Annotated in this window: 27 protein-coding genes and 2 pseudogenes; 11 read left to right on the top strand and 18 right to left on the bottom strand. The window is 34.0% G+C overall.

Annotated features, from left to right (window positions below; genetic code table 11):
- Window positions 1–7 precede the first annotated feature (7 nt).
- The 4 genes from JFU20_RS10310 to JFU20_RS10295 all read right to left on the bottom strand — a co-directional run bounded on the left by JFU20_RS10310 (window position 8) and on the right by JFU20_RS10295 (window position 1,794).
- Entirely contained in the window at window positions 8–535 is a 528-nt protein-coding gene (locus tag JFU20_RS10310; protein WP_061689512.1) for a permease, read from the bottom strand.
- The gene (locus JFU20_RS10305) at window positions 532–1,014 is read right to left on the bottom strand and encodes a hypothetical protein (RefSeq protein WP_033706476.1); all 483 of its coding nucleotides are present in this window, start codon (window positions 1,012–1,014) and stop codon (window positions 532–534) included. Before JFU20_RS10305 ends, JFU20_RS10310 begins: the two co-directional genes overlap by 4 nt.
- On the bottom strand, window positions 1,007–1,348 hold the full coding sequence (locus JFU20_RS10300; RefSeq protein ID WP_113936656.1) for a PadR family transcriptional regulator: 342 nt from the start codon (window positions 1,346–1,348) through the stop codon (window positions 1,007–1,009). The genes JFU20_RS10305 and JFU20_RS10300 overlap by 8 nt, the downstream gene beginning before the upstream one ends.
- Before the next feature lie 299 nt (window positions 1,349–1,647).
- Complete coding sequence (locus JFU20_RS10295) at window positions 1,648–1,794, bottom strand: YjcZ family sporulation protein (RefSeq protein ID WP_000540380.1); 147 nt, start codon at window positions 1,792–1,794, stop codon at window positions 1,648–1,650.
- A 200-nt stretch (window positions 1,795–1,994) separates the two neighbouring features.
- Here JFU20_RS10295 and JFU20_RS10290 point away from each other — a divergent pair, with 200 nt between their 5' ends.
- The gene (locus tag JFU20_RS10290) at window positions 1,995–2,231 is read left to right on the top strand and encodes a hypothetical protein (protein ID WP_002140614.1); all 237 of its coding nucleotides are present in this window, start codon (window positions 1,995–1,997) and stop codon (window positions 2,229–2,231) included.
- Window positions 2,232–2,358: 127 nt separating this feature from the next.
- On the opposite strand, the gene JFU20_RS10285 is transcribed toward JFU20_RS10290, so the two are convergent.
- Together JFU20_RS10285 and JFU20_RS10280 are read right to left on the bottom strand one after the other, a co-directional pair.
- Window positions 2,359–2,664 carry a hypothetical protein gene (locus JFU20_RS10285; RefSeq protein WP_201038590.1) on the bottom strand — a complete coding sequence of 102 codons (306 nt, stop codon included), beginning with the start codon at window positions 2,662–2,664 and terminating at the stop codon, window positions 2,359–2,361.
- Window positions 2,665–3,213: 549 nt separating this feature from the next.
- Window positions 3,214–3,315, bottom strand: coding sequence for a YjcZ family sporulation protein (locus JFU20_RS10280; RefSeq protein WP_000505688.1), 102 nt, complete (start codon window positions 3,313–3,315; stop codon window positions 3,214–3,216).
- A gap of 327 nt (window positions 3,316–3,642) precedes the next feature.
- Between JFU20_RS10280 and JFU20_RS10275 the strand changes: the two genes are divergently transcribed.
- Both JFU20_RS10275 and JFU20_RS10270 read left to right on the top strand, forming a co-directional pair.
- Window positions 3,643–3,843 carry a hypothetical protein gene (locus JFU20_RS10275; RefSeq protein ID WP_002158997.1) on the top strand — a complete coding sequence of 67 codons (201 nt, stop codon included), beginning with the start codon at window positions 3,643–3,645 and terminating at the stop codon, window positions 3,841–3,843.
- A gap of 260 nt (window positions 3,844–4,103) precedes the next feature.
- Complete coding sequence (locus JFU20_RS10270) at window positions 4,104–4,562, top strand: putative iron-sulfur cluster-binding metallochaperone (protein ID WP_002166233.1); 459 nt, start codon at window positions 4,104–4,106, stop codon at window positions 4,560–4,562.
- Between the two features lie 119 nt (window positions 4,563–4,681).
- Here the strand turns inward: JFU20_RS10270 and JFU20_RS10265 are convergent, their stop codons facing one another.
- The 3 genes from JFU20_RS10265 to JFU20_RS30170 form a co-directional block, all read right to left on the bottom strand.
- Entirely contained in the window at window positions 4,682–5,005 is a 324-nt protein-coding gene (locus tag JFU20_RS10265) for a hypothetical protein (RefSeq protein WP_002064068.1), read from the bottom strand.
- Window positions 5,006–6,372: 1,367 nt separating this feature from the next.
- On the bottom strand, window positions 6,373–6,594 hold the full coding sequence (locus JFU20_RS10255; RefSeq protein ID WP_201038589.1) for a hypothetical protein: 222 nt from the start codon (window positions 6,592–6,594) through the stop codon (window positions 6,373–6,375).
- A 12-nt stretch (window positions 6,595–6,606) separates the two neighbouring features.
- Window positions 6,607–6,810, bottom strand: coding sequence for a hypothetical protein (locus JFU20_RS30170; protein ID WP_078176431.1), 204 nt, complete (start codon window positions 6,808–6,810; stop codon window positions 6,607–6,609).
- A 97-nt stretch (window positions 6,811–6,907) separates the two neighbouring features.
- Between JFU20_RS30170 and JFU20_RS10250 the strand changes: the two are divergent.
- Window positions 6,908–7,152 (top strand): annotated as a pseudogene (locus JFU20_RS10250) (N-acetylmuramoyl-L-alanine amidase C-terminal domain-containing protein); the annotation flags it as partial.
- 78 nt (window positions 7,153–7,230) lie between these two features.
- On the opposite strand, the gene JFU20_RS30410 reads toward JFU20_RS10250, so the two are convergent.
- Together JFU20_RS30410 and JFU20_RS10245 are read right to left on the bottom strand one after the other, a co-directional pair.
- Window positions 7,231–7,353: a hypothetical protein gene (locus JFU20_RS30410; protein ID WP_003187628.1), complete on the bottom strand. Its 123-nt coding sequence runs from the start codon at window positions 7,351–7,353 to the stop codon at window positions 7,231–7,233.
- Window positions 7,354–7,446: 93 nt separating this feature from the next.
- Window positions 7,447–7,788: a YolD-like family protein gene (locus JFU20_RS10245; RefSeq protein ID WP_002011012.1), complete on the bottom strand. Its 342-nt coding sequence runs from the start codon at window positions 7,786–7,788 to the stop codon at window positions 7,447–7,449.
- Between the two features lie 155 nt (window positions 7,789–7,943).
- Here JFU20_RS10245 and JFU20_RS10240 point away from each other — a divergent pair, with 155 nt between their 5' ends.
- On the top strand, window positions 7,944–8,225 hold the full coding sequence (locus tag JFU20_RS10240; protein ID WP_033710138.1) for a barstar family protein: 282 nt from the start codon (window positions 7,944–7,946) through the stop codon (window positions 8,223–8,225).
- 533 nt (window positions 8,226–8,758) lie between these two features.
- On the opposite strand, the gene JFU20_RS10235 is transcribed toward JFU20_RS10240, so the two are convergent.
- The 3 genes and pseudogenes from JFU20_RS10235 to JFU20_RS30700 all read right to left on the bottom strand — a co-directional run.
- Window positions 8,759–9,934, bottom strand: coding sequence for an MFS transporter (locus JFU20_RS10235; RefSeq protein WP_002011017.1), 1,176 nt, complete (start codon window positions 9,932–9,934; stop codon window positions 8,759–8,761).
- A 286-nt stretch (window positions 9,935–10,220) separates the two neighbouring features.
- Window positions 10,221–10,532 carry an ArsR/SmtB family transcription factor gene (locus JFU20_RS10230; RefSeq protein WP_002011018.1) on the bottom strand — a complete coding sequence of 104 codons (312 nt, stop codon included), beginning with the start codon at window positions 10,530–10,532 and terminating at the stop codon, window positions 10,221–10,223.
- Between the two features lie 194 nt (window positions 10,533–10,726).
- Window positions 10,727–10,828 (bottom strand): annotated as a pseudogene (locus JFU20_RS30700) (TetR family transcriptional regulator); the annotation flags it as partial.
- Window positions 10,829–11,072: 244 nt separating this feature from the next.
- On the opposite strand from JFU20_RS30700, the gene JFU20_RS10225 reads away from it, so the two are divergent.
- Together JFU20_RS10225 and JFU20_RS10220 are read left to right on the top strand one after the other, a co-directional pair.
- Window positions 11,073–11,690 carry a VanZ family protein gene (locus JFU20_RS10225; RefSeq protein ID WP_002011021.1) on the top strand — a complete coding sequence of 206 codons (618 nt, stop codon included), beginning with the start codon at window positions 11,073–11,075 and terminating at the stop codon, window positions 11,688–11,690.
- A 137-nt stretch (window positions 11,691–11,827) separates the two neighbouring features.
- Window positions 11,828–12,463, top strand: a complete 636-nt coding sequence (locus JFU20_RS10220) for a hypothetical protein (protein WP_002011023.1) — start codon at window positions 11,828–11,830, stop codon at window positions 12,461–12,463.
- Between the two features lie 328 nt (window positions 12,464–12,791).
- Here the strand turns inward: JFU20_RS10220 and JFU20_RS10210 are convergent, their stop codons facing one another.
- The 3 genes from JFU20_RS10210 to dhaS form a co-directional block, all read right to left on the bottom strand.
- A complete protein-coding gene (locus tag JFU20_RS10210; RefSeq protein WP_000505673.1) occupies window positions 12,792–12,899 on the bottom strand; it encodes a YjcZ family sporulation protein in 108 nt (35 codons plus the stop codon).
- 293 nt (window positions 12,900–13,192) lie between these two features.
- Complete coding sequence (dhaQ, locus tag JFU20_RS10205; RefSeq protein ID WP_201038588.1) at window positions 13,193–14,191, bottom strand: DhaKLM operon coactivator DhaQ; 999 nt, start codon at window positions 14,189–14,191, stop codon at window positions 13,193–13,195.
- Window positions 14,192–14,210: 19 nt separating this feature from the next.
- Window positions 14,211–14,777 (bottom strand): dihydroxyacetone kinase transcriptional activator DhaS, encoded by a 567-nt coding sequence (gene dhaS, locus JFU20_RS10200; protein WP_002166228.1) that lies wholly within the window; start codon window positions 14,775–14,777, stop codon window positions 14,211–14,213.
- 178 nt (window positions 14,778–14,955) lie between these two features.
- Here dhaS and dhaK point away from each other — a divergent pair, with 178 nt between their 5' ends.
- The gene (gene dhaK, locus JFU20_RS10195) at window positions 14,956–16,707 is read left to right on the top strand and encodes a dihydroxyacetone kinase subunit DhaK (protein ID WP_002011034.1); all 1,752 of its coding nucleotides are present in this window, start codon (window positions 14,956–14,958) and stop codon (window positions 16,705–16,707) included.
- A gap of 363 nt (window positions 16,708–17,070) precedes the next feature.
- On the opposite strand, the gene JFU20_RS10190 is transcribed toward dhaK, so the two are convergent.
- Complete coding sequence (locus JFU20_RS10190; protein ID WP_002166227.1) at window positions 17,071–17,778, bottom strand: IS6-like element ISBwe3 family transposase; 708 nt, start codon at window positions 17,776–17,778, stop codon at window positions 17,071–17,073.
- Between the two features lie 326 nt (window positions 17,779–18,104).
- Here JFU20_RS10190 and JFU20_RS10185 point away from each other — a divergent pair, with 326 nt between their 5' ends.
- From JFU20_RS10185 to JFU20_RS10175, 3 genes are all read left to right on the top strand, one after another.
- Window positions 18,105–19,163, top strand: coding sequence for a sensor histidine kinase (locus JFU20_RS10185; protein WP_002201526.1), 1,059 nt, complete (start codon window positions 18,105–18,107; stop codon window positions 19,161–19,163).
- 129 nt (window positions 19,164–19,292) lie between these two features.
- Complete coding sequence (locus JFU20_RS10180; protein ID WP_002011042.1) at window positions 19,293–21,527, top strand: N-acetylmuramoyl-L-alanine amidase family protein; 2,235 nt, start codon at window positions 19,293–19,295, stop codon at window positions 21,525–21,527.
- A 277-nt stretch (window positions 21,528–21,804) separates the two neighbouring features.
- On the top strand, window positions 21,805–22,032 hold the full coding sequence (locus JFU20_RS10175) for a hypothetical protein (RefSeq protein WP_033715675.1): 228 nt from the start codon (window positions 21,805–21,807) through the stop codon (window positions 22,030–22,032).
- Window positions 22,033–22,074: the final 42 nt, after the last annotated feature.

Raw genomic sequence — 22,074 nt, 5'->3', positions numbered from 1 at the left:
TGTCTTTTTACATTTCTTTCGTAATATCATACTGCAACAATTGCCGCTGATCATAAAATTTCTCAAAAACGATGCCCATTACATAGAAGAACAACAGACCGAAGCAAATGTGAATGAGCGTAAAGGTAGCTCCGAATGAAGAAAATTCATAGACCATAATCGGTAATTTCGCAGTTGTCCAAACACCTAAGAAAAATACGATGTACCTAATGCTGGCACCTTTTTTTAATAGTAGTGCTGCAATTGGAAAGGCAACATAGAGGGGACCAGCTGCAATGCCGCCTAATAATAGGGAGAATAATATTCCATATATGCCGGACTTTTCTCCCATGTATTTCATTAGCGTTTCTTTCTTCACCCACTGATCAAGTAACCCTACAAATATTAGGACAGGGGGGAGTAGAAACAACATATCTAAAATGCTATTCCCTGTTAATTGTAATGCGCTCCATCCTAAAGATTGGTTTATAAAAGTTAGTATGATAAGTCCAATCAGCAAAATGAAAAAGAAGCGATATCTTTTTAGTTCATTCATACCATCACCACCCAAATGATATATGAGAATAGGAGTGACATGAGTAATGCAGATGCATTACGTGCGTAAGCAAAGCTTCGTCCGAATATCTTTTGTTCCATCGGCAAGGTTGTAATTCCTACTGACATTAGTGTAGACATGAGTGCCGCAACTTGAGGAAGACCTGCGCCGTGCTGTACTAACGTATTACCAAGAGGAAACACGACAAAGCTTGGGATAAGTGCCACAGATCCGAGTAGTGCTGAATAAATAATACCTAAAAATCCAGACTGTTCTCCAATGATGGAAGAGATGAAGGACGGCGTTAAGATAGAAAGTGATAGTCCAACGAAAAGCATAATGGAGAGCATGGCAGGGAGGAGGTTTCGAAATATTTTCCATGATTTTAATAGGGCAGCTTTCGTTTTATTCCGATCCTTCATAAAAGAAATCCCCGTAAGAATAATGGCCAAAGTGTAAAGGATAGCGCCATTAATCATGATTAGATTCCTTTAAGTCTTTATATTTGTCTAAGAAAAATGATAAGTTTTTCATTTTTTCCTCAATATCCATTTGAAAATCCGCTAATTGTTCTTTTCCGGCTATAGTAATTTTGTACATCTTTCTCGGCTTATCTGGAACGGATGTACTTACATAAGATTCAATAGCGCCTTCGTTTTCTAATTTCTTCAGCGTGCGGTAAAGGATGGCACTATCGATTGGATTGACTGGAAGTTCTTCCACGCATTTCTGAAGTAGCTGTCCGCCATAGTTATCACCTTCTGCTAAAAATAACAAAAGAAATGCACCTGTATGTCTTCCTGTATGTTTCATGAATATACCTCCTAGAATGAATTGGAATATATACTGTTAATGACAGTATACTGTTGTTAACAGTATATGGTGCATGAAGTGCTATGTCAATTTAAAAATGTTACTGAGGGGAAATGGCAATTCATGTTTTAATCTTGTTAAATAACAAAATAAAAGCCTACTGTTTTCTTGTGACAGTGGCTTTCATAGTTGGTAAACTACTATATTATGCTTAGGGAATCTCGCCTTTTGATAGTAACATATATATGTTAGCCCTATATTGAGAAATAAAAAAAAGACACTCTCAAGAGTGCCTCTTATTAGCAGCCGAATCCGCCGCCCCAACAGCTAGCTCCAACGATGATTAATAAGATAAAGAGCACAACAAGTAAGGCGAATCCACCGCCAAAACCACAGCCTCCACCACAACTACCACCATAGCCTCCACAACTACCACCATAGCCCATATTAACTCCTCCTTCCATAAAGTCCATATATTAATGGATTTATATCACTTTATGTTTTTACGGATAAACTTGAGCAGGTCCTTTTGAAAAAATAAAAGTACTCGGTATTTTAAAAGAGTTGACGAACTTATTTTTGTCACGAGTATTCCGCTTATTACATATGGTATTTTATTCTGTGCATTGGGGGAAAGGAGATCGTTATGGCTAATTCTGAGATGATATTACGTTTACTTACGGATTTAAAGATTGAGCAGCAAGCTTTAAAAGAACAGCTGGAGAAAATGCAAACAGCTTTGAGTATTCTTGAAGAAAAACCAACTATTCCTGAAGAGAAATCAACTACTCTTCAAGAGAAACCAGTTGTTACAAAGCAACGTGGACATTCTGGGTTTCCAACATCTTTTCGTGATTGGAGAGCATCTTCTCAAAAGAACTAAGGAATCCTGTTATAGTGAGTTATACAAAATCACAAATGAAAAAGTACAGTCTACTGTAGTTAATACAGAGGCTGTACTTTTTGTTATGTTAGTATAAGTTGTGATAGGCGGTTTGTATTTTCTTTGACTATTCCACCTTTAACTCGATCCCTTCATCCAGCATATCTCCATTAATTTTCAAAGTTAATCCTTGCGTATTTTTCGGTACATCTAATGAATCGGCAGAGCGTATTGATATGTATACATCAGAAGAATCTCCATGGGTGGGAAGTTCTTTTTGAGAATCCTTGTTGCTAAGTTCATCATTTTTTGTTTCTTTAGAAGTCTCCTGTTCGTTTTTCGTGTGAATGCTAGATGTATCATGTGAACTGCAAGCTGATAATCCAAATAAGAATGTGCTACATAATAATGATGTTAATAACTTTTTGTTCATAGTTTGTTCCTCCAAAATAAAAGTACTTTCAAGGGTGCCATAATGATTTAATAAATCTATATTTTTCTTTATATGTATTAAATGTTACATTGTATTACATTTATTTTGGGATAAAAAGGAAACTTGATGCAAATAAAAAAGACACTTTGCAGTGTCTTTTTTATTTAAGTTATGCGCATTACTTAATAAGACGTTAGTTACTCATCCTGAACATGAGTAACTATGTAGGATGGTTTAATTATAACATTTTAACCAGTAATGGGTCTATATGGAATTTTTAATAGTTGTTTTTAATTATTCAGAATGATACATGTGGTGAAAGGTATATATTATCTATAATAATTGTGTATATAACTAGCCTTGTAATGAGTTTCTACTATATTTGAAATTGAAATATAAATGAAAAGAAAAGCACAAAGAAGGGGCTGTGGAATATGGGCGCTTGGGGAACTGGATTATTTGTATGTCACACTAAAGACCGAAAGTGATGAAGAGCTTTTTATTACAAAGAAAAGACACCCATATAAGAGTGTCTTTTCCGATAGTTTTTTAGCAGAAGCAAGAAGCTCCAACAATGATCAATAAAATAAACAATACAACTAGTAAAGCAAAGCCGCCGCCACAACTACTACAACTACCACCAAATCCCATAATAGTTCCTCCTTTAATAAGAGGGGAAAACAAGGGGTCACTCATGTATTTTAACGGATTCAATTTACTTTATGTTTTTTACGCAATAATTGAGCAGGTCCTTTTGAAAATAAAGAAAAGACACCCTAAGGTGCCTTTCTCCGACTTGAACCATCTTAATTTTAATAATATTGGACTCCCGTCCAAATATTATTTTACCATGTTAAGTAATATTGGTCATTGAGAAAAAAGAAAAAGCCCTATATAGGGGTATCACCACACGACTAGCCAGCACTCACAGCTAAAAACAGGAGGGAATGATAAAATGTGGTTTAAGGAGGGGGATGAATGAAAAATGTACATAGATGGTTAAATTATTTTGGTTTTATATGTGTGTGCATGTCTAGCTTCGGTTTTGTTTCTCGTTGGATTTTTCGTGATGTGATTGCACTCGATCAATTACTTGTTTTGAGTATAGGAATTATTATTTTAATAACAGCATTTTTTGTAAAACGTTGTAGTAAAGAGTTACGAGGTGATAAAGGTTAATCGCCCTAAATGTAGTTTTAGAATTTCGCAATCGGAGTATATTGTTGAAAAAGGCTTATTGAATAATGACAGTTTATTTTAAGAAAGTAAATCGATAATATAGTAAATAATACTTTCCTTGACCCTGTGCTATGGCACAGGGTTTATACTTTATATGAGGTGAGACAGATGCAATATCTTATTATCGAAACTTTAATAGATTCAGAAAAGAAAGTAGAAGAATATTTATAAAAATAATAAATTGTAAAGGTGGGAGAATAATGGAAGATTGTTGTAGTAACCTTAAAGGAATAAAAATTGAAAATAATGGTCATTGTCCATCATGTAAAAATAAAGCTAAGAATGTAAAGTTGATTACACTAAAATCATTGCTTAAACCATCGGCATTAGAAACATTAAATGCTAAAGAAAATCACTATTTTTGTTCAAACGAAGATTGTGATGTAGTCTATTTTGACACGAATAATAAAAAATACTTTGTATCTGACATAAAGGTAGCTGTAAATCAAAAAGATGAATCAGCAACTACACCAATTTGTTATTGTTTTGATTGGACAAAAGAAAAAATCAAACAATATGTAGAAAATGGACTTACTCCTAATCCAGTAGAGCATATTCGCGAAAACATAAGAGAAAACCGATGTGGTTGTGAAGTAAACAATCCACAAGGTAGTTGTTGTTTAGGCAATGTTACAACTTATATTAGAAAAATGTCATAAGGAACTTAAATGTTGCTTTTGTTCACCAAAATACTTTGGGGTATTTCAAGATCTCAAGTCGATGGGCATGTGACGTTGCCTCATACTCACCAAGCTAGTTAGGGTATGTTAAGTAAACCTTATGGATTTGTATATCTCATCCATCCACTTTCAGATTGTTTCGCTTTATACTTCCCATAAGACAGAAGCTTCATTGCCGAGCGATTGGCCGCATGAAAAACCAAGTTTAGCTTCAATTCTTCTTCCATTTCACTGGGATAGGTGGTAGATTCATAAACATAATAACCCGCCATGATACAGGGGATTACTTGCTCCGGTTCAAATCCATAAGCAGTTGCATCATCCACAACCAAATCAATGATGCATCGGTTTCCATCTTTAACTTTTTTCTGGAGTAATTTTTTTACCGATCCTGGTACTAATTCTAATATTTTATCCTTCATGTCAGTCACCTCATCTTTTATCATGTCCAGATAGCCTGGGGATATGTGTCAAACAGAATGAAGTTCCAACCGTAATTGCACAGGTTTAACAAGATCTTAAGGACTATATCACCCTAAAAGAGAAAATGGATTTAAATAAAAGAAACCCCGATTGTCTGCGGGGCTCCTAAGGGTAATCGTCAAGTAATGACGTACTCGACTAATTAACGATATCATGAATTTTTCGGTAAAAATAATGGTAAATGTGTCCAAATGAATAAGGGCATCATTTGGAACAAAAACGCTATTTTAATTTCAAACAAAAGAACAGTCAGCAAAAGCTAACTGCTCGGTTCTCCAAGGGGGAACAAGGAGAAAGTAACTTAATTGGTTGTCTACATTATTAACGGAATATTGAATTTTATTCAGGGGGGCTATGTTAAATGATTGATAAAAAATTCTTTTATTAGCAGTAAAACTCCGAGGAGAGACAAGACTTCAATTGAGAACCAAAACATGCTTTTTTGAGGTTTTTTAAACTCCATTATTATGGAAGAAAATAAAAAGGTTGCAATCATCATGATAATTAAGAGACGGATTATATCAGACATTAATAGAACTCCTAATATTTAATCAGTTTCATTATATAGTTATTTCCAATGAGATGGAATTTAAGAATTGTTTTATTGAAATTCGAACAAAAAAGGTCCTGTTGTCTCCAACAGAACCTTTTCTAAAATGGCAAAGAGTAACTCTTACCTTACTCTTCTGCTATATAATACACAAAATACGTATAGATGTGTAGAACAAGAAATTCCAATATAATTATTTGAATAAAGTGTTTAAAAGTATCTTGTCGGGGTTTAATATAAGGAATTAAATTACAAACGTTGATTTATCAATGGATATTAATGATGAACTAGAAAATGATAGTTAATAAAGAAATATTACAATAATGAAATATGAAATATTGCATATTCAATTGAAATAGAAATTTACAAGTAGAAAGCGAGGAATAACAATGGGGCTAGGAAACCATAGAACAGAAAATAGTTTGAGTGTAAATGACAGGTGTTCCGGGTTCTACTATTTATGCGAAGAATGTCATTGGGAATTCCATAGACACTTCGAAACAGTTAAATCACACGAGTATGTTACGGAGACACCTAAATATACAGAATTGATAGGATTATGGGAAGTATTGAATGATCCATTATCTATGAAAGAGTTCAAGTAACTTGTTTATAAAGGATTGGATTTAAAAAGAAATGTACAAAAATCATTTAATGAAGAAGAAATAGAAGCAAACAACAAACAATTAAAGTAGCGAATTCGATGCTTTTTTATTTTACATAGAAAAAAGGAAACCGCAAAGGATCCTTTTTATATTAAGCTGCTTTATAATTTTTATTTTTAATCCTATTTCTAGTATCCATAAATGCGGCGAATGTCGCTATAGCACCACCTAAATCATAAACTTGGAATTTGTGGACAAAAGCAAGTCCTACAATGAAATTGTAGCTGTATATAAAGCATGTAATACCCAACAGCCATAACATGAACTTTAAATCTTTTAAGCTCAATCTATAATTCTTAATTTTTTTCCACATATGTATCAACTCCTATTGTTCTGAGGTTCTATAGTTTTTCTTGCAGATCTCTCGCATGTTTACGATAAAGAATAGAAAGAAGATAACAGCTGCGATGCCATTAACCCAGTAATAGGTATGTCCCATCGTGAATCCATCATAGAAGGAATAGGCATTCCAAATTATAAGGATTATTGAGCAGATAGTAGAGATCATTAATGAGCCAAAACTTCTCATGCTTTTCACCTCGATTAAAAGTTTTAGAACTTTTCATACAATTATACATTTAAATAAAAAGATTTACAAAAGGAATTACCATAAGGAGGGGGTATGACTATACGCTCTAACGGGACAAACTGTTGGGAATTGTGAAGGAAACGGCGGTTCTAATGTGGATATCAATACGTTAAGTCAGGTGGATTCGATACTAACTCCTTAGATGAAGCTATTCAAGCTATGGCAGAACGAGGAATAAAAGGTAGCGTTAATGTTGATTCACTTTCTGGACTATGTTATATCCAAACCGATGTCCTACCTAATACAGAGTTAGATAAGATTACTTGGTGGGTGGATACTTGATCAGGTGGTAAATGGTGGTATGAATATATCAAAGTTAGATAATAGTTGAAGCCGTCCTTAATCGGGCGTTTTCAACTATTATCTAAATGCTTCTTTAGTTTTCTCTATTGTGTTCTGTTCCTCTTTTGTATTTGTAAATTCGATAACCATAACAGACAGTCCAAAACCTAAACAAACAGCCTTTATCTTGCTAATTCTCACAAGAACTTACACTTCTTCTCTATCTGTATTTAACCTAGAATACAAGATTCTTTCATTTTTATTCCTGGATATATTTGAAAAACTGTATGTTTTTTATCTCAAATCAATTACATCTATAAATTTAAGGAAAACTCTGTTATAAGATGCATCAGTGCAAGTTATTAAATTCTTTATCGGATTTATGTCAGTTACAGTCACATATCTAGTAAGTAAATGACCATCTCTATAATAAGTAATCAATACCTTCTCTTCAGAAAGAAATGAACATAGTAACTTGTTTTCAATAATTTCTTGTTTGTCTTGGGTTAATGTAGGGCGCTCCACTTTTGTTTGTTTTTTAACAATATTACCAATACCGATGAATTTCTTCGGTATTGAAGCGAATGGAGTCCGCTTAATCATTCCTATTTCTTTTGGCATATGTGTATAGTTCATGCTGTACATCTCCCTGATTGCTATAAATAACTGTATCATTATATCAATTTTTGAAGATGTTAGGATTATTTATATAATTATAAAATAAACATTTAGAGGTTTTTGACTCCTTATAAAATCAACCCAATTTAACTAAGTATGATTTATATATATAATTGAGTAATGAACATGAATCAATTATTGTCATAGATGTAAGCAACATTTATAATGCAAAAGAATTGCATTTACTTCTTAAAGAGAAGCTTGAGTTTCCTGATTTGTACGTGGAAAACTGGGATGCTTTTTGGGATTGTATTACAGGATTTGTGTGTCCTTTGCCAAACAAAATGATCTTCGACGGATGGTCAAAGTTTGAAAAAAGGTTACCGAGAGATACAAAAATAATGAAAGAGTGTCTTCTTGATTATAATGAAGAGGATAGAAAGGATCCTGCATGAGCGTCTTTTTTATTAAAATTTATATTTTAAAGAGTTACCTAGAAGAGAACAAGCTATTAATTAACAAAAAAGAAAAGACACCCTAAGGTGCCTTTCTCCGACTTGAACCATCTTAATTTTAATAATATTGGACTCCCGTCCGAATATTATTTTACCATGTTAAGTTGTTTTTGGAAATATGCCATATCGATAATTACAATATACGTTTTAGTTTTTAAATTATTTATCTTTCTAAAAGTTGAAATTAATAAGAACCCCATAAATGATAAACCATTCCACTAACAAAAAACACTAATCCTAAAAACAAAACAATTAAAGCAAGTACTCCATTTTGATTATGTTCCATAAAATTAGCTCCTTTTAGATTTATTTTTATATACAAAAAAGCCTTTAGTCGTAATTATGGCTAAAGGCTTTGATCATTATACTTTTTAGTTTATAAAATCTTATACATAAAATAACCTGTATTTTATATAGAGAAGAATTTATGATTTTTTTTATGGATAAAATTCAAATTTGAAACTGAAAATGTACTAGCTTGATAATGAAGCTTGGCTATTAGAATTGAAAAATTTTAGTTTTATTATAATTAACAGAAATGAGAGTAGTGTGAAAATAAATCCGCTCCAAATAAGCTGGTGAATACCTAAGTTTGAAATGAACCAGCCTCCAATAGTTGTTCCTAAAGTAATTCCGAGATTTGAGAATGAAACGAATAGGCTATTACCAAATTCAGGCGCTTCTTTTGCTTCGCTTATTAACCATGTTTGACCAACAATTAATCCACCAGCATGTACGATTCCCCAAATGAATACGATAAAAATCATTGGAACAAGGTAGGAACCTAAATAATAAACCAATATGTAAACAATAGAATATAGGATAGGGAATAATATTACTGTATTTACTATACTTTTTTGTAGGAGACTACCAAATAAATGATTGCCTAAAATCATAACTATGCCGAATATGAATAGCATGATACTGATGAGAGATCCATTCATGGAAGTTACTTTGGCAAGGTACTCAGCGAAGTAGCTGTATACGGAAAACATGGCTGCAAAAAGGAATGTGATGGTTAAAATATTCAACCATAATCCTGGTTTGCCGAGTATACGAATTTGTTTGCCGAAAGACATTTTTTCTTTAACAGGCATAGAAGGAAGTAGGATTAGTATTCCAATGAATGCAAGAGTGTTAACAAGCGCTCCGAATAAGAAAGCAATTTCGAGTGAAAATTGGTCTGCAAGGTAAGAGGTTAGTGGTACACCTAAAGCAAAGCCAACAGTAATTCCCATGAAAACTTTTGTAACCGCTTGACCGCTCTTTTCTGGAGGGACAAGTTTAGCAGCTGTTACAAGAGCGATTGAAAAGAAGAGTGGGTGAAGTGCTGCCGGTAAAATACGAAAAATAAGCATGATTTCAAATTGTGTTGTATAAGCGTAGATTATATTTGAAATAACAAATATGAAAATTGCTGTTAATAAAATTATTTTGCGATTAATACTAGAGACGAGCAGAATTAAAAACGGACCAGAAATAGCAACAACTAGTGCAAATATACTTACTAAAAATCCAGCTTGTGTAGTTGAAATTCCAAATTTTTGAGTGATTTGTGGTAATACGCCGACAATACCCATCTCGGTAGTAATAATTCCGAACACACCTATTGCGAGTGTCAGAATAAGTAAAGGGTTTACTTTTTTCATTTATAAAACTCTCCATTCGTATCGGTATTTTGAAAGTAAATTCATTAACAAAGAAGCATTATTACAAGTATGATTGGATGCCAATATTATCAGGACTATGTAATTTTAAATACAATAACAGATATCTAAATAACTAGATATGATATATTAAAAAATTTTCTCCTTTCTATGTTTCTTGCTTTTATAGGTAGTGCAATCTTATAAAAAGTAATTGGATACCCGTAAAAAGCAGAATGTGTGAAAGCTAATAATCAATTAGTATGCAGATTGATTATTAGCTTTCATTTTATAATTCGTTTTGAACGTATTCAGAAAACTCTCGTATTGTTTTTTCATTTCGGCGATAGTATGTCCATTTTCCAATTCGGTCAGAGTCTAATAGTCCTGCTTTTTTCATAGTTAATAAATAACTAGAAATAACCGATTGGGCTAAGCCAGTTTTAAGCTGGATATCTCCTACACACACTCCAACTTGAAAGTTAAGGCCTTGCTCTAGATAAGGTTTTTCATCGAAATGGTTTTCTGGATTTTTCAACCATGATAAAATTTGACATCTTGTTTCATTTGACAATGCTTTATAAATTAATAAAGGTTCCATAAGGATATTATATCTACTTTTATAGATTTGTAAATGGGTTTTGGTGATTTTAAGGGGAGAAGGTATAGGTGAGCCCCTTAAATAGGAATGAGGTGCTCTTGATCTGTACCTTTTGTAAAGGACATTCTAAAAAAAGTTAGGCAACCTCAAGAAGATGATTTCTGTATGCATACAGGAGTCATCTTCTTTAAATTTTATTGATAGCAAGAGTGATTATAGTACGTCATATATTTCTTAATTTCATGTTTTAACTGAACAAACGATTCACATGATTTTATATATGCTTCATCGGTTAAAGTACTACGAGGATTACGTGCAAAAATGATAATATTGTTAGGTTTAAGCATGTTGTTGCCTAGCTATCAATGGCGGATTCCTAAGAAGAGTAATAATAAAACCCAACTGAAGATTTAAGAAAAATTTTATGTTTACCCCACTTTTTATTTCAAAAGTTTTTCCTATCCTATAAATGAGTTACATCAAGAAGGAGACTAAAAACGATAAAGTCATAGATGAAAATGTAAAGTTAGGGGATTCTGCATGCATACAGAAGTTTTGATGAGTTATTTGTATACTTATTTCTTTACTATTATTTTTTGTATTGTGTTTCAAATTGGGTTTTATTTTAAAGCGAAAAGAAATATATCTATTCTGCATTTTCTATGGGTATATGTTTTTCTATTCTACCTTTCGCTAGTATATGGGGTGACGCAAATCGCGACTGTATGGGATATAAGTAGATATGAAACGTGGATTCGTGTCAGTCAAATTAATTTGACTCTATTTGATACGGCAGGTAGTACTACGTATCTTTTGAACATTGTACTGTTTATGCCGTTAGGTTTTTTATTACCGGCTATTTGGCCGCATTTTAGAAAAATGAAAAACACCGTATGTGCGGGATTCTTTTTTTCATTGGTAATTGAGTTAAATCAATTACTAAATAATAGAATTACAGATATTGATGATTTATTTACGAATACCCTCGGGGCGATTGTTGGGTATGTAATATATAGAGTTTTATTCAAAATGATATGTAAAAGAGAGGGAAAAAAGCTTGATACCAACTCTTCTCTAGTCATAAAATACGAGGCTATTTTTTGTTTAGTGTGTTCATTTGTAGGTGCGATGTTAATTTATTATCCTGGAGACCTGTAATCCTCCAATGAGATACGACCTCGTTTATAAAATGATTCTAGTTCTCCTCGCTTAAACACAGTAAAATGTGAATGATTCATCCCTTTTTCTAACTTAATAGATGCAGTTTATGTATTACATGATAGGTAGGTGTAAATGTGTTAAATGTTCAATTATTTCAATACTTACTAAAAGAGTCTCAAACAGCTCTTCATACAGATGGAAAACGATTGTATATGTTAAAAGATGAAGGGTTATCACCTTATCCTATCTATTTAAATCACCGTATTATGATGGGTGTGGGAACGAATTGGAATCAGCATAAAGGATTTGAAGAAATCATTAAAGGATTCATAGGCTTAATTAACAAATTTCCTATGTATATGGTATTTGAAACTTATTTGTGTAGGGACTTTATTGAAGGGTTTGTAGAAGAGAATAAATTCCCGTTTGAGCTGGTTTTTAATAATAAGAAAAGGGATACGAACTTTTTTAACGTGTTAATTACTAATAGTGATGATATAACTACACTTATGAAGTATTTCTTCCAATCAGCACAAGATTCTCTCTATACGTTATTAAGTTATTCAGCGGACTGTAAGATTATCAGCAATAATACTGGTGAGATTGGATTAAAGGCTGACAGTTTCTATCCAAGCTTTTCATTTATGTATGATGCGCAAGAATTATTTGTTATTGGTGGGGAAGAAAAGTGGTCAGATATCCATTATATAAAAAGATTCTTCCATCTTGAGCAGATTACAGATGAGCTAACTATTGATGTAAGAAAATGAATTTAATGATGATGTGTTAAAGTTTTTACCAAGTAGAGAAGTTGATAAACGTATATTAATATTTTCTGATTTAAGAATAGGTGTATTAATTGGTGATGAGTGTTTTAATTATATAAGTTTTGGATCTAAGGAATTAAAGTTAGTTGAGCAACTTTGTGTAGGGGAAGGATTATTTGTATGTCACACTAAAGACCGAAAGTGATAAGGTGCTGTATAAATAACTAATTTGGATGACTTGAATGTATAAACCTAAAAACTTTGCTTTATGGAGAGTTTTTTATTACAAAGAAAAGACACCCATATAAGAGTGTCTTTTCCGATAGTTTGTTTAGCAGAAGCAAGAAGCTCCAACTATGATTAATAAAATAAACAATACTACTAATAAAGCAAAGCCGCCAGAAAATCCACAGCCGCCACAACTACCACCAAATCCCATAATAGTTCCTCCTTTAATAAGAGGGGAAAACAAGGGGTCACTCATGTATTTTAACGGATTCAATTTACTTTATGTTTTTTACGCAATAATTGAGCAGGTCCTTTTGAAAATAAAAAAAGACACATTAAGGTGCCTTTCTCCGACTGGATAACCGCATTTCGAAACTGGTGGATAACTTGCAAATAGTATGTATGCTTCGATTTATTTACAGATACCTAAGATTTATACATTCTTCATATAAGTCAGTACTTTTGATTACTAAACGTTCAATCATCATAATGTTTAGTTTATTGTTACCAACCACTCGCTCCAACATTCGTCTCCAACCACTTCACCCAATCCGAATCTTCTATTTTAAGCAAACTGAGCGAAACACCTTTCATATCTAAAGAAGTGAGAAGGGTACCAACCTTTACGAACTTCACATGTAAGCCTTCCAGCTCACATAAACGGCGAATATCGTTTGCGAAAATGTATTGTTCCATTAATGGTGTCGCACCGAGTCCGTTAATGAGGATGGCGAAGTTGTCACCTTTTCTCCAGCGGTAAATGCTTTTTAGTTTGTTCATAAGTTCGATTGCTAATATTTCAGAAGAGGATAGCGCTTCTTTGCGGTAACCTTTTTCGCCATGAATGCCGACGCCGTAAAAGACTTCATCGTCGTTTAGTGTGAAGGAAGCTTTTCCTTGTACTGGGTCATTCGCAGGTGAAAGGGCGACTCCTAATGTATGTAAGTTTTTGATGACAGATTGGCCAAGTGCTGTTAGTTCTTCTAAAGAATGACCGCTCTCAGCGGCCGCACCTAATATTTTTTGAACGAAAACGGTGCCAGCTACGCCGCGTCTTCTTTTATTAAAAGAAGCATCATCTTCAATTGAAACGTCGTCATTTACGATGATGTGGTCAATTTGTCTTCCTTCTTCTTTAGCAATTTGTTCAGCCGCAAGAAAGTTTTCTACGTCATCTTTAAAGTTTTTGATGATGAATAAAATACTTTTATCTTTTGGCATGAGGCGAGTTGCCATTGTAATTTGTTCCACTGTAGGCGGAGTGAAAATATTGCCGTTTACGGCCGCTGTAAGCATTCCTTTTCCTACATAACCTATATCAGCAGGTTCATGTCCGCTACCACCGCCGCTTATAATAGCGACGTCTTGCTTCAGTTTTTCGATATCTTTTACATAAATGATGTTATTTGTTTCGTCGTAATTCACTTTGTCGTTATGTTCAAAATAAAAGCCATGCAGCATATCTTGAACAATATTTTCTACATCATTCATAATCTTTTTCATTGCTTTTGCCACCCTTTAATTACTTTGCTGATTGCTCCAGTAATAGTAGTAATTGATTGTTTATCATATTTTTCATGAGAGAAGACATAATGGACGGATCTACTTCACATTTACTTTCAATCCAATCTTTTATCGTCCCAACGAAGCCGTGACTATAAAAAGAGGCAATCGTATTTTTTGTCTCATCAGAAAGGCTGAATCCACAGCTCATCGATAGTTCATCAATAATCTTCATATATAAGTTTTTCGTATGCTCAAATAAATAGTGATTAAACGAGTTTTGTTCAATGACTTTAAAAGCATTTCGGTAAAATTTTTGATTTTCATAAAAGTAATCAAATAATAAATCGAAAATGTTTTCCCATGTTTCATAATCAAGAAAGTCTATAATGTTTTCTTTCGTTTCTTCTTTATAAATCCAGCTTAATAGTTCAAATTTATCTTTAAAATGATAATAAAAAGTTTGCCTACGCATTTGACAGTGTAACATAATATCGCTCACTGATATTTTATGAAACGACTCTGTTTCCATTAAATACTTCAATGAATTCGCGATTATCTTTTTAGAAATTATAGAAGAGGTCATCTGAATCATCCCTAGAATGTTAGTAATATGAAAATCCTACCTACAAATGAGAGCGGTGTCTTTAGACAGATTGTCCATTTTGTCCGTTTACTATAAAACGCTTTCATTTTAACATGAGTAGTAAGAAGAAGATTTCAAATATATCACAATATATTAAAGGAATTGAGGGAGAAGCACAATGAAAAAGATTATAAACAAACCAGAAACATTAGTAATGGAAATGTGCAACGGAATGGTTATGGCTCATCCAGAGCTGGAGCTTTTGAAAAAATATAAAGTCATTAAGAAAAAAGAAATGAACGAAAATAAAGTAACGTTAATTAGTGGCGGCGGTAGTGGTCATGAGCCAGCGCATGCAGGACTAGTCGGAAAAGGAATGTTAGATGCGGCAGTGTGCGGAGATGTGTTCGCGTCTCCTTCACAAATTCAGGTATATCAAGCGATTAAAGAGACAGCTAGTAAAAAAGGAACGTTATTAATTATTAAAAATTACAGCGGCGATATTATGAATTTCAAAAATGGTGCGCATTTAGCGACGGAAGATGGAATTGAAGTCGACTACGTAAAAGTGGACGATGATATTGCGGTAGAAGATAGTTTGTATACAGTAGGACGCCGCGGCGTTGCGGGAGTTATTTTAGTGCATAAAATTGCCGGCGCAGCAGCGGAAGCAGGAATGGATTTAGGAGCGGTGAAAGCTGTAGCGGAAAAAGCAGCGGCTAACGTGCGTACAATCGGTTTAGCATTAACTTCTTGTACAGTTCCAGCAAGCGGATCACCTACTTTTACACTTGCGGAAGATGAAATGGAATACGGCGTAGGTATTCACGGTGAACCAGGTATTAAACGTGAAAAAACGCTGTCAGCAGATGAATTAGCTAACCGTATGACAAATGATTTAATAAAAGATTTAGGAGTAAAAGATGGTGAGGAAATCGCACTTCTAGTAAATGGTTTTGGCGGAACACCACTGCAAGAACTATACTTATTTAACAACGCAGTTACGAGAGAATTAGCTGCTAGAAACATTAAAATTAATAGAGTATTCGTCGGTAACTATATGACGAGTATTGATATGGCAGGTATGTCTTTAACAGTAATGAAATTAGATGACGAGCTAAAAACATTACTATCGAAAGAGTGTAATACACCAGCGTTTAAAGTAGATGGACCAGTTGAAAGTGTAGAGTATGTTAATGTGCTTGAAGATGTAGAAGAGAAGGAAGTTTCCTTTGAAATAGAAACAGCGGAAGAGCACGCTGTTATGAAAGATAATGTCATTACATTAAATAATATGGTTTATCTCGTTGATAAAATGAGTGACATCATTATTAAAAATGAAGTACCGTTCTGTGAGTTAGATACACATGCAGGTGACGGCGACTTCGGAATGAGTGTTGCAAAAGGATTTAAGCAATTAAAACGTGAATGGCATTCTATTTTAGAACAAGAGAATGTAACGATCGGATCGTTCCTTGACGGTTGTTCTATGATTATTATGGAACATTGCGGCGGCGCTTCAGGTCCAATTTGGGGCGGTGCGTTCCGCGCAGCTAGTAAAGCAGCAGGCGAAAAACGTGAGTTAACAGCCAAAGAGTTCGCTGAAATGTTACAAGCAGCACTGCAAGGTATACAATCTATCGGTGAAAGATCGTTCGGAAGAGGAGCGGTAGTTGGTGATAAAACGCTTGTTGATGCACTTGCTCCATGTGTAGACTCTTGGTTAGCTAGCGCTTCAAACGAAGTAGACGTAAAAACTGCCTTTGAAAAAGGAGCAGAAGCAGCGGTTAAAGGAGCAGAGTATACGAAAGAAATCGTCGCTCGCATGGGCCGCGCTGGTACAGTTGGTGAAAGAAGTTTAGGATATCCTGATGCAGGTGCACATGCGCTTGGGGTTATCTTTACGGAGATTTCGGGTAGTTTGAAATAGAAATTAGAAGATCCCTTCTACCTTAAGGTGGAGGGGATTTTTTTATATTATTGATTGATATATAATTTTGCTAGATGCTTTCCCCAGAAAGATATGTATGTTTATAAATACTAAGATAATAGTGTTAAAAGAAGCAACGTGAGTTCCTATAAATATGGAATTCAGGTTGTTTAATTGTATTTTTGAAAACTGACTAATCGACAGGAAGCATTTCAAAAGGTGGTGTTTATTGTTTTGGGCTTCAAAATTATGGTTGGCCACCTTCTGAAGTGGTTTGAGTGGGATAAAGAGATTATTCCAGGTTCTGGTGCAAAGATAAAATAAAAGAGAATATAGCGCATATATTTCGAGCAGAATTGTATTTTATGCTGTTAGCCCAAACAATTGATGGATGAATTCTTTCTGATTTTGAACAGACTGATCCCGTAAATCAATCTGTTCTTTTTTAATCATATGCATAGCTTCTACTCCTGCAAGAATGGATGTAGCTGTGCCAAAAGACTTGAACCCTAACATAGAACGCACACGTTTCTTAATAAAACGATGATTTTGTTCCACTATATTATTGAGATATCTAACTTGTCTTAGCTTAATGCCTTCAGGCATATGATTTTCTTCTTTCAACGCTTGAATTGCTACAGGATAGGCAGGGTTCTTATCTACTGTTATCACGCGAGGTTTAGAAACGTACGAAAAAGCCAGGGCTTTCTTGAAAAAGCACTTGGCGGCTTGTTTATCTCTTGATTTACTTAGATGAAAATCAATGGTATTCCCTTTTGAATCAACGGCACGATATAAATACATCCATTGCCCTTTTACTTTAATATAGGTTTCATCGACTCTCCATGAATCATTGGTTGATTTTAGATGATGTCGTACTTTCTCTTCTAATTGAGGTCCATATTGATGAACCCAGCGCATAATCGTTGTGTGAGAAATGGATAATCCTCTTTCCTCCATCATTTCCACCAAGTTACGGAAACTCAAATTGTACCGTAGGTACCACCTTACTGTTAATAAGATTAGTTCAGGCTGATAATGTTTCCACTTGAATAGGTTTTGCTTTTCCATACTGATCAGGTCCTTTTTTAGAGTACTAGTATCAGTATGTCCAAGTTTCAGAGATTAGTTACATAAATCTTATAGTTTTTGCACCAGAACCCTATTTCTTCTGTGTTTAAATCAATGAATTTTAAAAAGGTTTCTGTGGGTATGCTATGAAAATATTAATTTAATTTTGGTTTAAGGTGAGCTTCGCAATTTCAATCCAGCCTTTTGATCTTTAGTGATACTCTTGAAAGAATTTTGTTACAGTTTTGAAAGAAAATTGAAAGATGTTTAAGATAAGATGGGTTTACTGATATTCGTTTTATGTTACAACAAGGGGGAACTACAATATGAAATTACGAAATCAATTATTATTGATGAATATATTAAGCACCAGTATTATGCTAATTGCTATTTGGTATAGCGAAATGAAAATGTTACTTAGACCAGAACAAACGCAATTATTTATAGGAATTGTAATCGTAGCAATGGCGTTTTCAACGATGATTTACTGGATATTAACACGCCCTATTACGGAATCGATTCAAAATTTAATTGCATTAACAAAACAATATAGTGATAGACAATTTGGAACGATGTATAGGATTGGGTATGGACCACAAGAGTTTAAAGAATTAGCGACTGCTTTTCAACAAATGGCTAAAAATTTAGAGGAAGGGTTTATTCAGTTAGAAGAAGGAGAGAAAGCGCGTACAGAGCTTATTGCGAATATTTCACATGATTTACGAACACCTATAGCTAGCATACAGTTGATGATAGAATCATTACAAGATGATGTAATTGAGAATCCCGAAATGAAGGCGCAGTGCTTAACGACAATCCATAAAGAAATACAAAGATTAAGTGGACTTATCAATGATTTATTTGATCTTTCTAAGTTGGAACTTGGACAAGAAGATTTTTATCCAAGTTTTACACATATGGATCGTATTCTATTAGAAGTGCTAGATTCGCATTCTATTTTATTAAAAGAAAAACAGATCCATTTACAATTACGCGTTTCTGATACATTGCCTAAACTCTGGATTATGCCTTGTAAGATAGCACGGGTTATCAGTAATTTGTTACATAATGCGATTCGATATTCTCCAGTATGTGGAGCAATCGAGTTAATTATAGAGGAAAATAAGCAGAAGCAGCATGTTCAATTCATTTTACGTGATGAAGGAAAAGGCATTGCTTATAGTGATCAACTGCGCATATTTGAACGCTTTTTTAGAACAGATCCATCAAGAAGTTCACAATCTGGAGGGTCCGGACTTGGATTAGCCATTGCACAATCGTTAATTGAAATGCACAAAGGTGAAATTGGTGTGCAAGATCGTTCAGATGGCAAACAAGGAAGTGAATTTTGGTTTACTCTTCCTGTTACCTCAGAAAAGAAATAAGGTTATGAAAGACTTTTGTAACATTTATGAAAGGGATTTGAAAGGTATTTAAATTAAACTGAACTTCCGAAAATGAAATTCGGATGAAGTATGTAGATAAAAAACAAATAAAAAGCGAGGAATGACATTATGAATGGAAAAGCAACAAAAAGGGTAAAAAAGATCCTCCCTGTAGGAATTGGAAAGAAGGTAATCTCTGCAACAGCAGCACTAGGTATTCTTTTTTCTATGGCTCCTGTAGCAGAAAATAAGGCTAGCGCAGGGATAGGTGCAGTAGTAGATATAGGTATTACTGTATTAGGTGCTGTAGCAAACACTTATGAAACGCTTGGACTAGCCCCTGGGGATCGAGACCCAGGCACTCACATTGATGTATATGCAGAAAATGAAACTTACCAGGCTCCTAGTTTTACATCTGGGGAATTTAATATTTCCATGTATCATACACAAGGTGATTCGAATTTTATTAAACAAGTTAAAGTACGCTATCCAAATGGAAGAATTGAAACTCATCAACTAAAATCTGGGCAGCAGCTTAAAATTACTGACGCAGGAGCAATTATAGATTTAAACCCTAATGCAGCAAATGTCTCAGAACACGATCTTCTTTACATTACACAAGCACAATTAGATGAAGGAAAGACCGGAGTTGTGATAAATCAGGGCCAACATGCATTTGTAGAAAAAGCAGCTGGTAAAAACCCAAGATTTCTTGGTCCACTTTACAAAAAATATTCCGGTGACTCCTTTGGCGATTGGACGGTGATTGCTAGAAATTCAGATTACCTATTTGATCAGATAGCAAATAAATTATCAGATGAGCAAAAACGATTGATAACATTGACTTCAAAGCCAGTAGATAAAGATGTCCTTAACAACTATGTTAATAATGATCCTAAAGCTCGTGCAGATTTTTATGATCGATTATCTGATATATTGGCGGAGCGTACTAACGTCCTAGAGACATCTATGGCACTGCCATTCATTACACTAAATGACGGTAAACCTTATCAAATTATCCCTTATAAAAAAGGAACGAATAAAGTAATCGTAAAAACAGGTTCAAAATATCTTTCAGGAAAAGAAGGAAACGGACTTCAATATTCCGATTTGCTTGGCGATGATGAAGTGTTTGAACTTGTTCAGATAGGAAATTCTAACGATGGTAAATTTCAGTTCCGTTTGAATAACAAGAATGGAGTAAGTTTAGCTGGTAATCAGTATATTTCTGGATTCGCTACGGATTGGAGTTTCAAATCTGAAATTCGTTTCGATGATAAAAGCAACAATGAAATTAACAATTGGTTAATAGAGTGGTATCCGGGTAAAGAAAATGAGAGACAGAAGTATGATGAAGTACAGGCTATAGCTGATGAAAAAGATTCTACTAAATGGATTGCAAAAGATTCCTCTGGAAACGTGATAAAGAACAGTTGGATAAACCGAGGTGATGGGTATTCCTTTACAGATGCTGAAGGAGTCATTTTGACAGGCTGGCAAGAAATTAAGGGGAAGACTTATTATTTCTCAGCGCCTTATGGCTACATGGTTGCTGGAAATGGAAGTGATTCACAGATTGAGAATAAATACTACTACTTTAATGATGATGGTGTTTTACAACGATCAACCTGGGAGGGAGATTCCTATGCCGATGCTTCTGGAGCATTCGTTAAAGAAGGTCTAAAAGAAGTAGATGGTAAAATTTATTACTTCCAAAATTACAATGTAAATAAAAAGGAAGTACGTATAGAAGATCGAGGGGTTATCCTTCACTTTTCCGACAAAGGTGTGCTTGAGAGAGTTTCTGATCTAAATGGAAAAGTTATAGACAGCGTTGTTAATGTTGAGTTGGACAACAAAATATTATCATTTAAGCATGACGGTTCGCTTTATAAAACAGGGCTCAACAAAAGTGAACAACTACTGGAATATTATAGTTTAGAAGATGGAATTTTCTATACCGGTTGGAAAATGATAGACGGTAAAAGATACTATTTCACAAATGGTCGCAATTACACGTTCAATGCTTATGAAAACATTGACGGAAAAAAATATTATTTTCATGAAGATGGATCAGTTAATCGCGCAGGATTTGAAAAAATCGATGGTAAGCTATACCATTTTGACAATAACGGCGTAGCACAAACGGGCTGGCAAACGATCGATAATAAATATTATTACTTCGATGAAAATGGGGCAGCTAAAACAGGATGGTTCCAAGTTGGTGGTGGATATAGACCTTTCCCTCTTGCATACGGATACCTTTGGTATTGTGCTAGAGAAGATGGTTCCCTTTATTCAGACGGTTGGTTTAAAATTGATGGTAAAGATTATCACTTTGACCAGTGGGGACATAAAATGTAATAACATAATGATAGTTTGAAAAGTTAGCCTATACGTATAAAAATGGGTCATGACATGGACTGAGTTTATTTTCCATGTTATGATCCGTTTTAGTTTTTTTAGGTATACTCCCTATTATTGCTTGCCAATTCGATTCTTTGAGACTGAATAAAACATAGATATTTTTACTCAATTGAAATCATGCTATGAAGCCTTGAGAATTCTTTGCTGTACAAAAATGACCACCATTAAAAAATAAGACATAATTAAATTTGTATGATATCGGAGGTGTAACAAAATGAAACAACTACATGTAAGATTATCTCTCATACAATTATTTCTTCTAGTTTTGAATCTATTTATATTTTCTTCAGCCCTGCCATTTTTACCTTGGTTTGTTGAAAATGCTTTTGGTTGGATAGGTATCTTGGCGGTTCTGGTGCAAAAACTATTTTATGAAACTAGATACCGTGATAAAATTCTAGTTGCTGTGTATCTAATCATAAAAAGTAAGTTTCTTTGTTAAAGAGTTTTGTAATCTTTATATTTTGGAAATAGTTCATACTTT

Source organism: Bacillus sp. TH30 (assembly GCF_016650875.1).
Classification (GTDB): domain Bacteria; phylum Bacillota; class Bacilli; order Bacillales; family Bacillaceae_G; genus Bacillus_A; species Bacillus_A mycoides.
The sequence above is the reverse complement of the archived record's forward strand: the minus strand, read 5'-3'. Positions and strand labels throughout refer to the sequence as shown.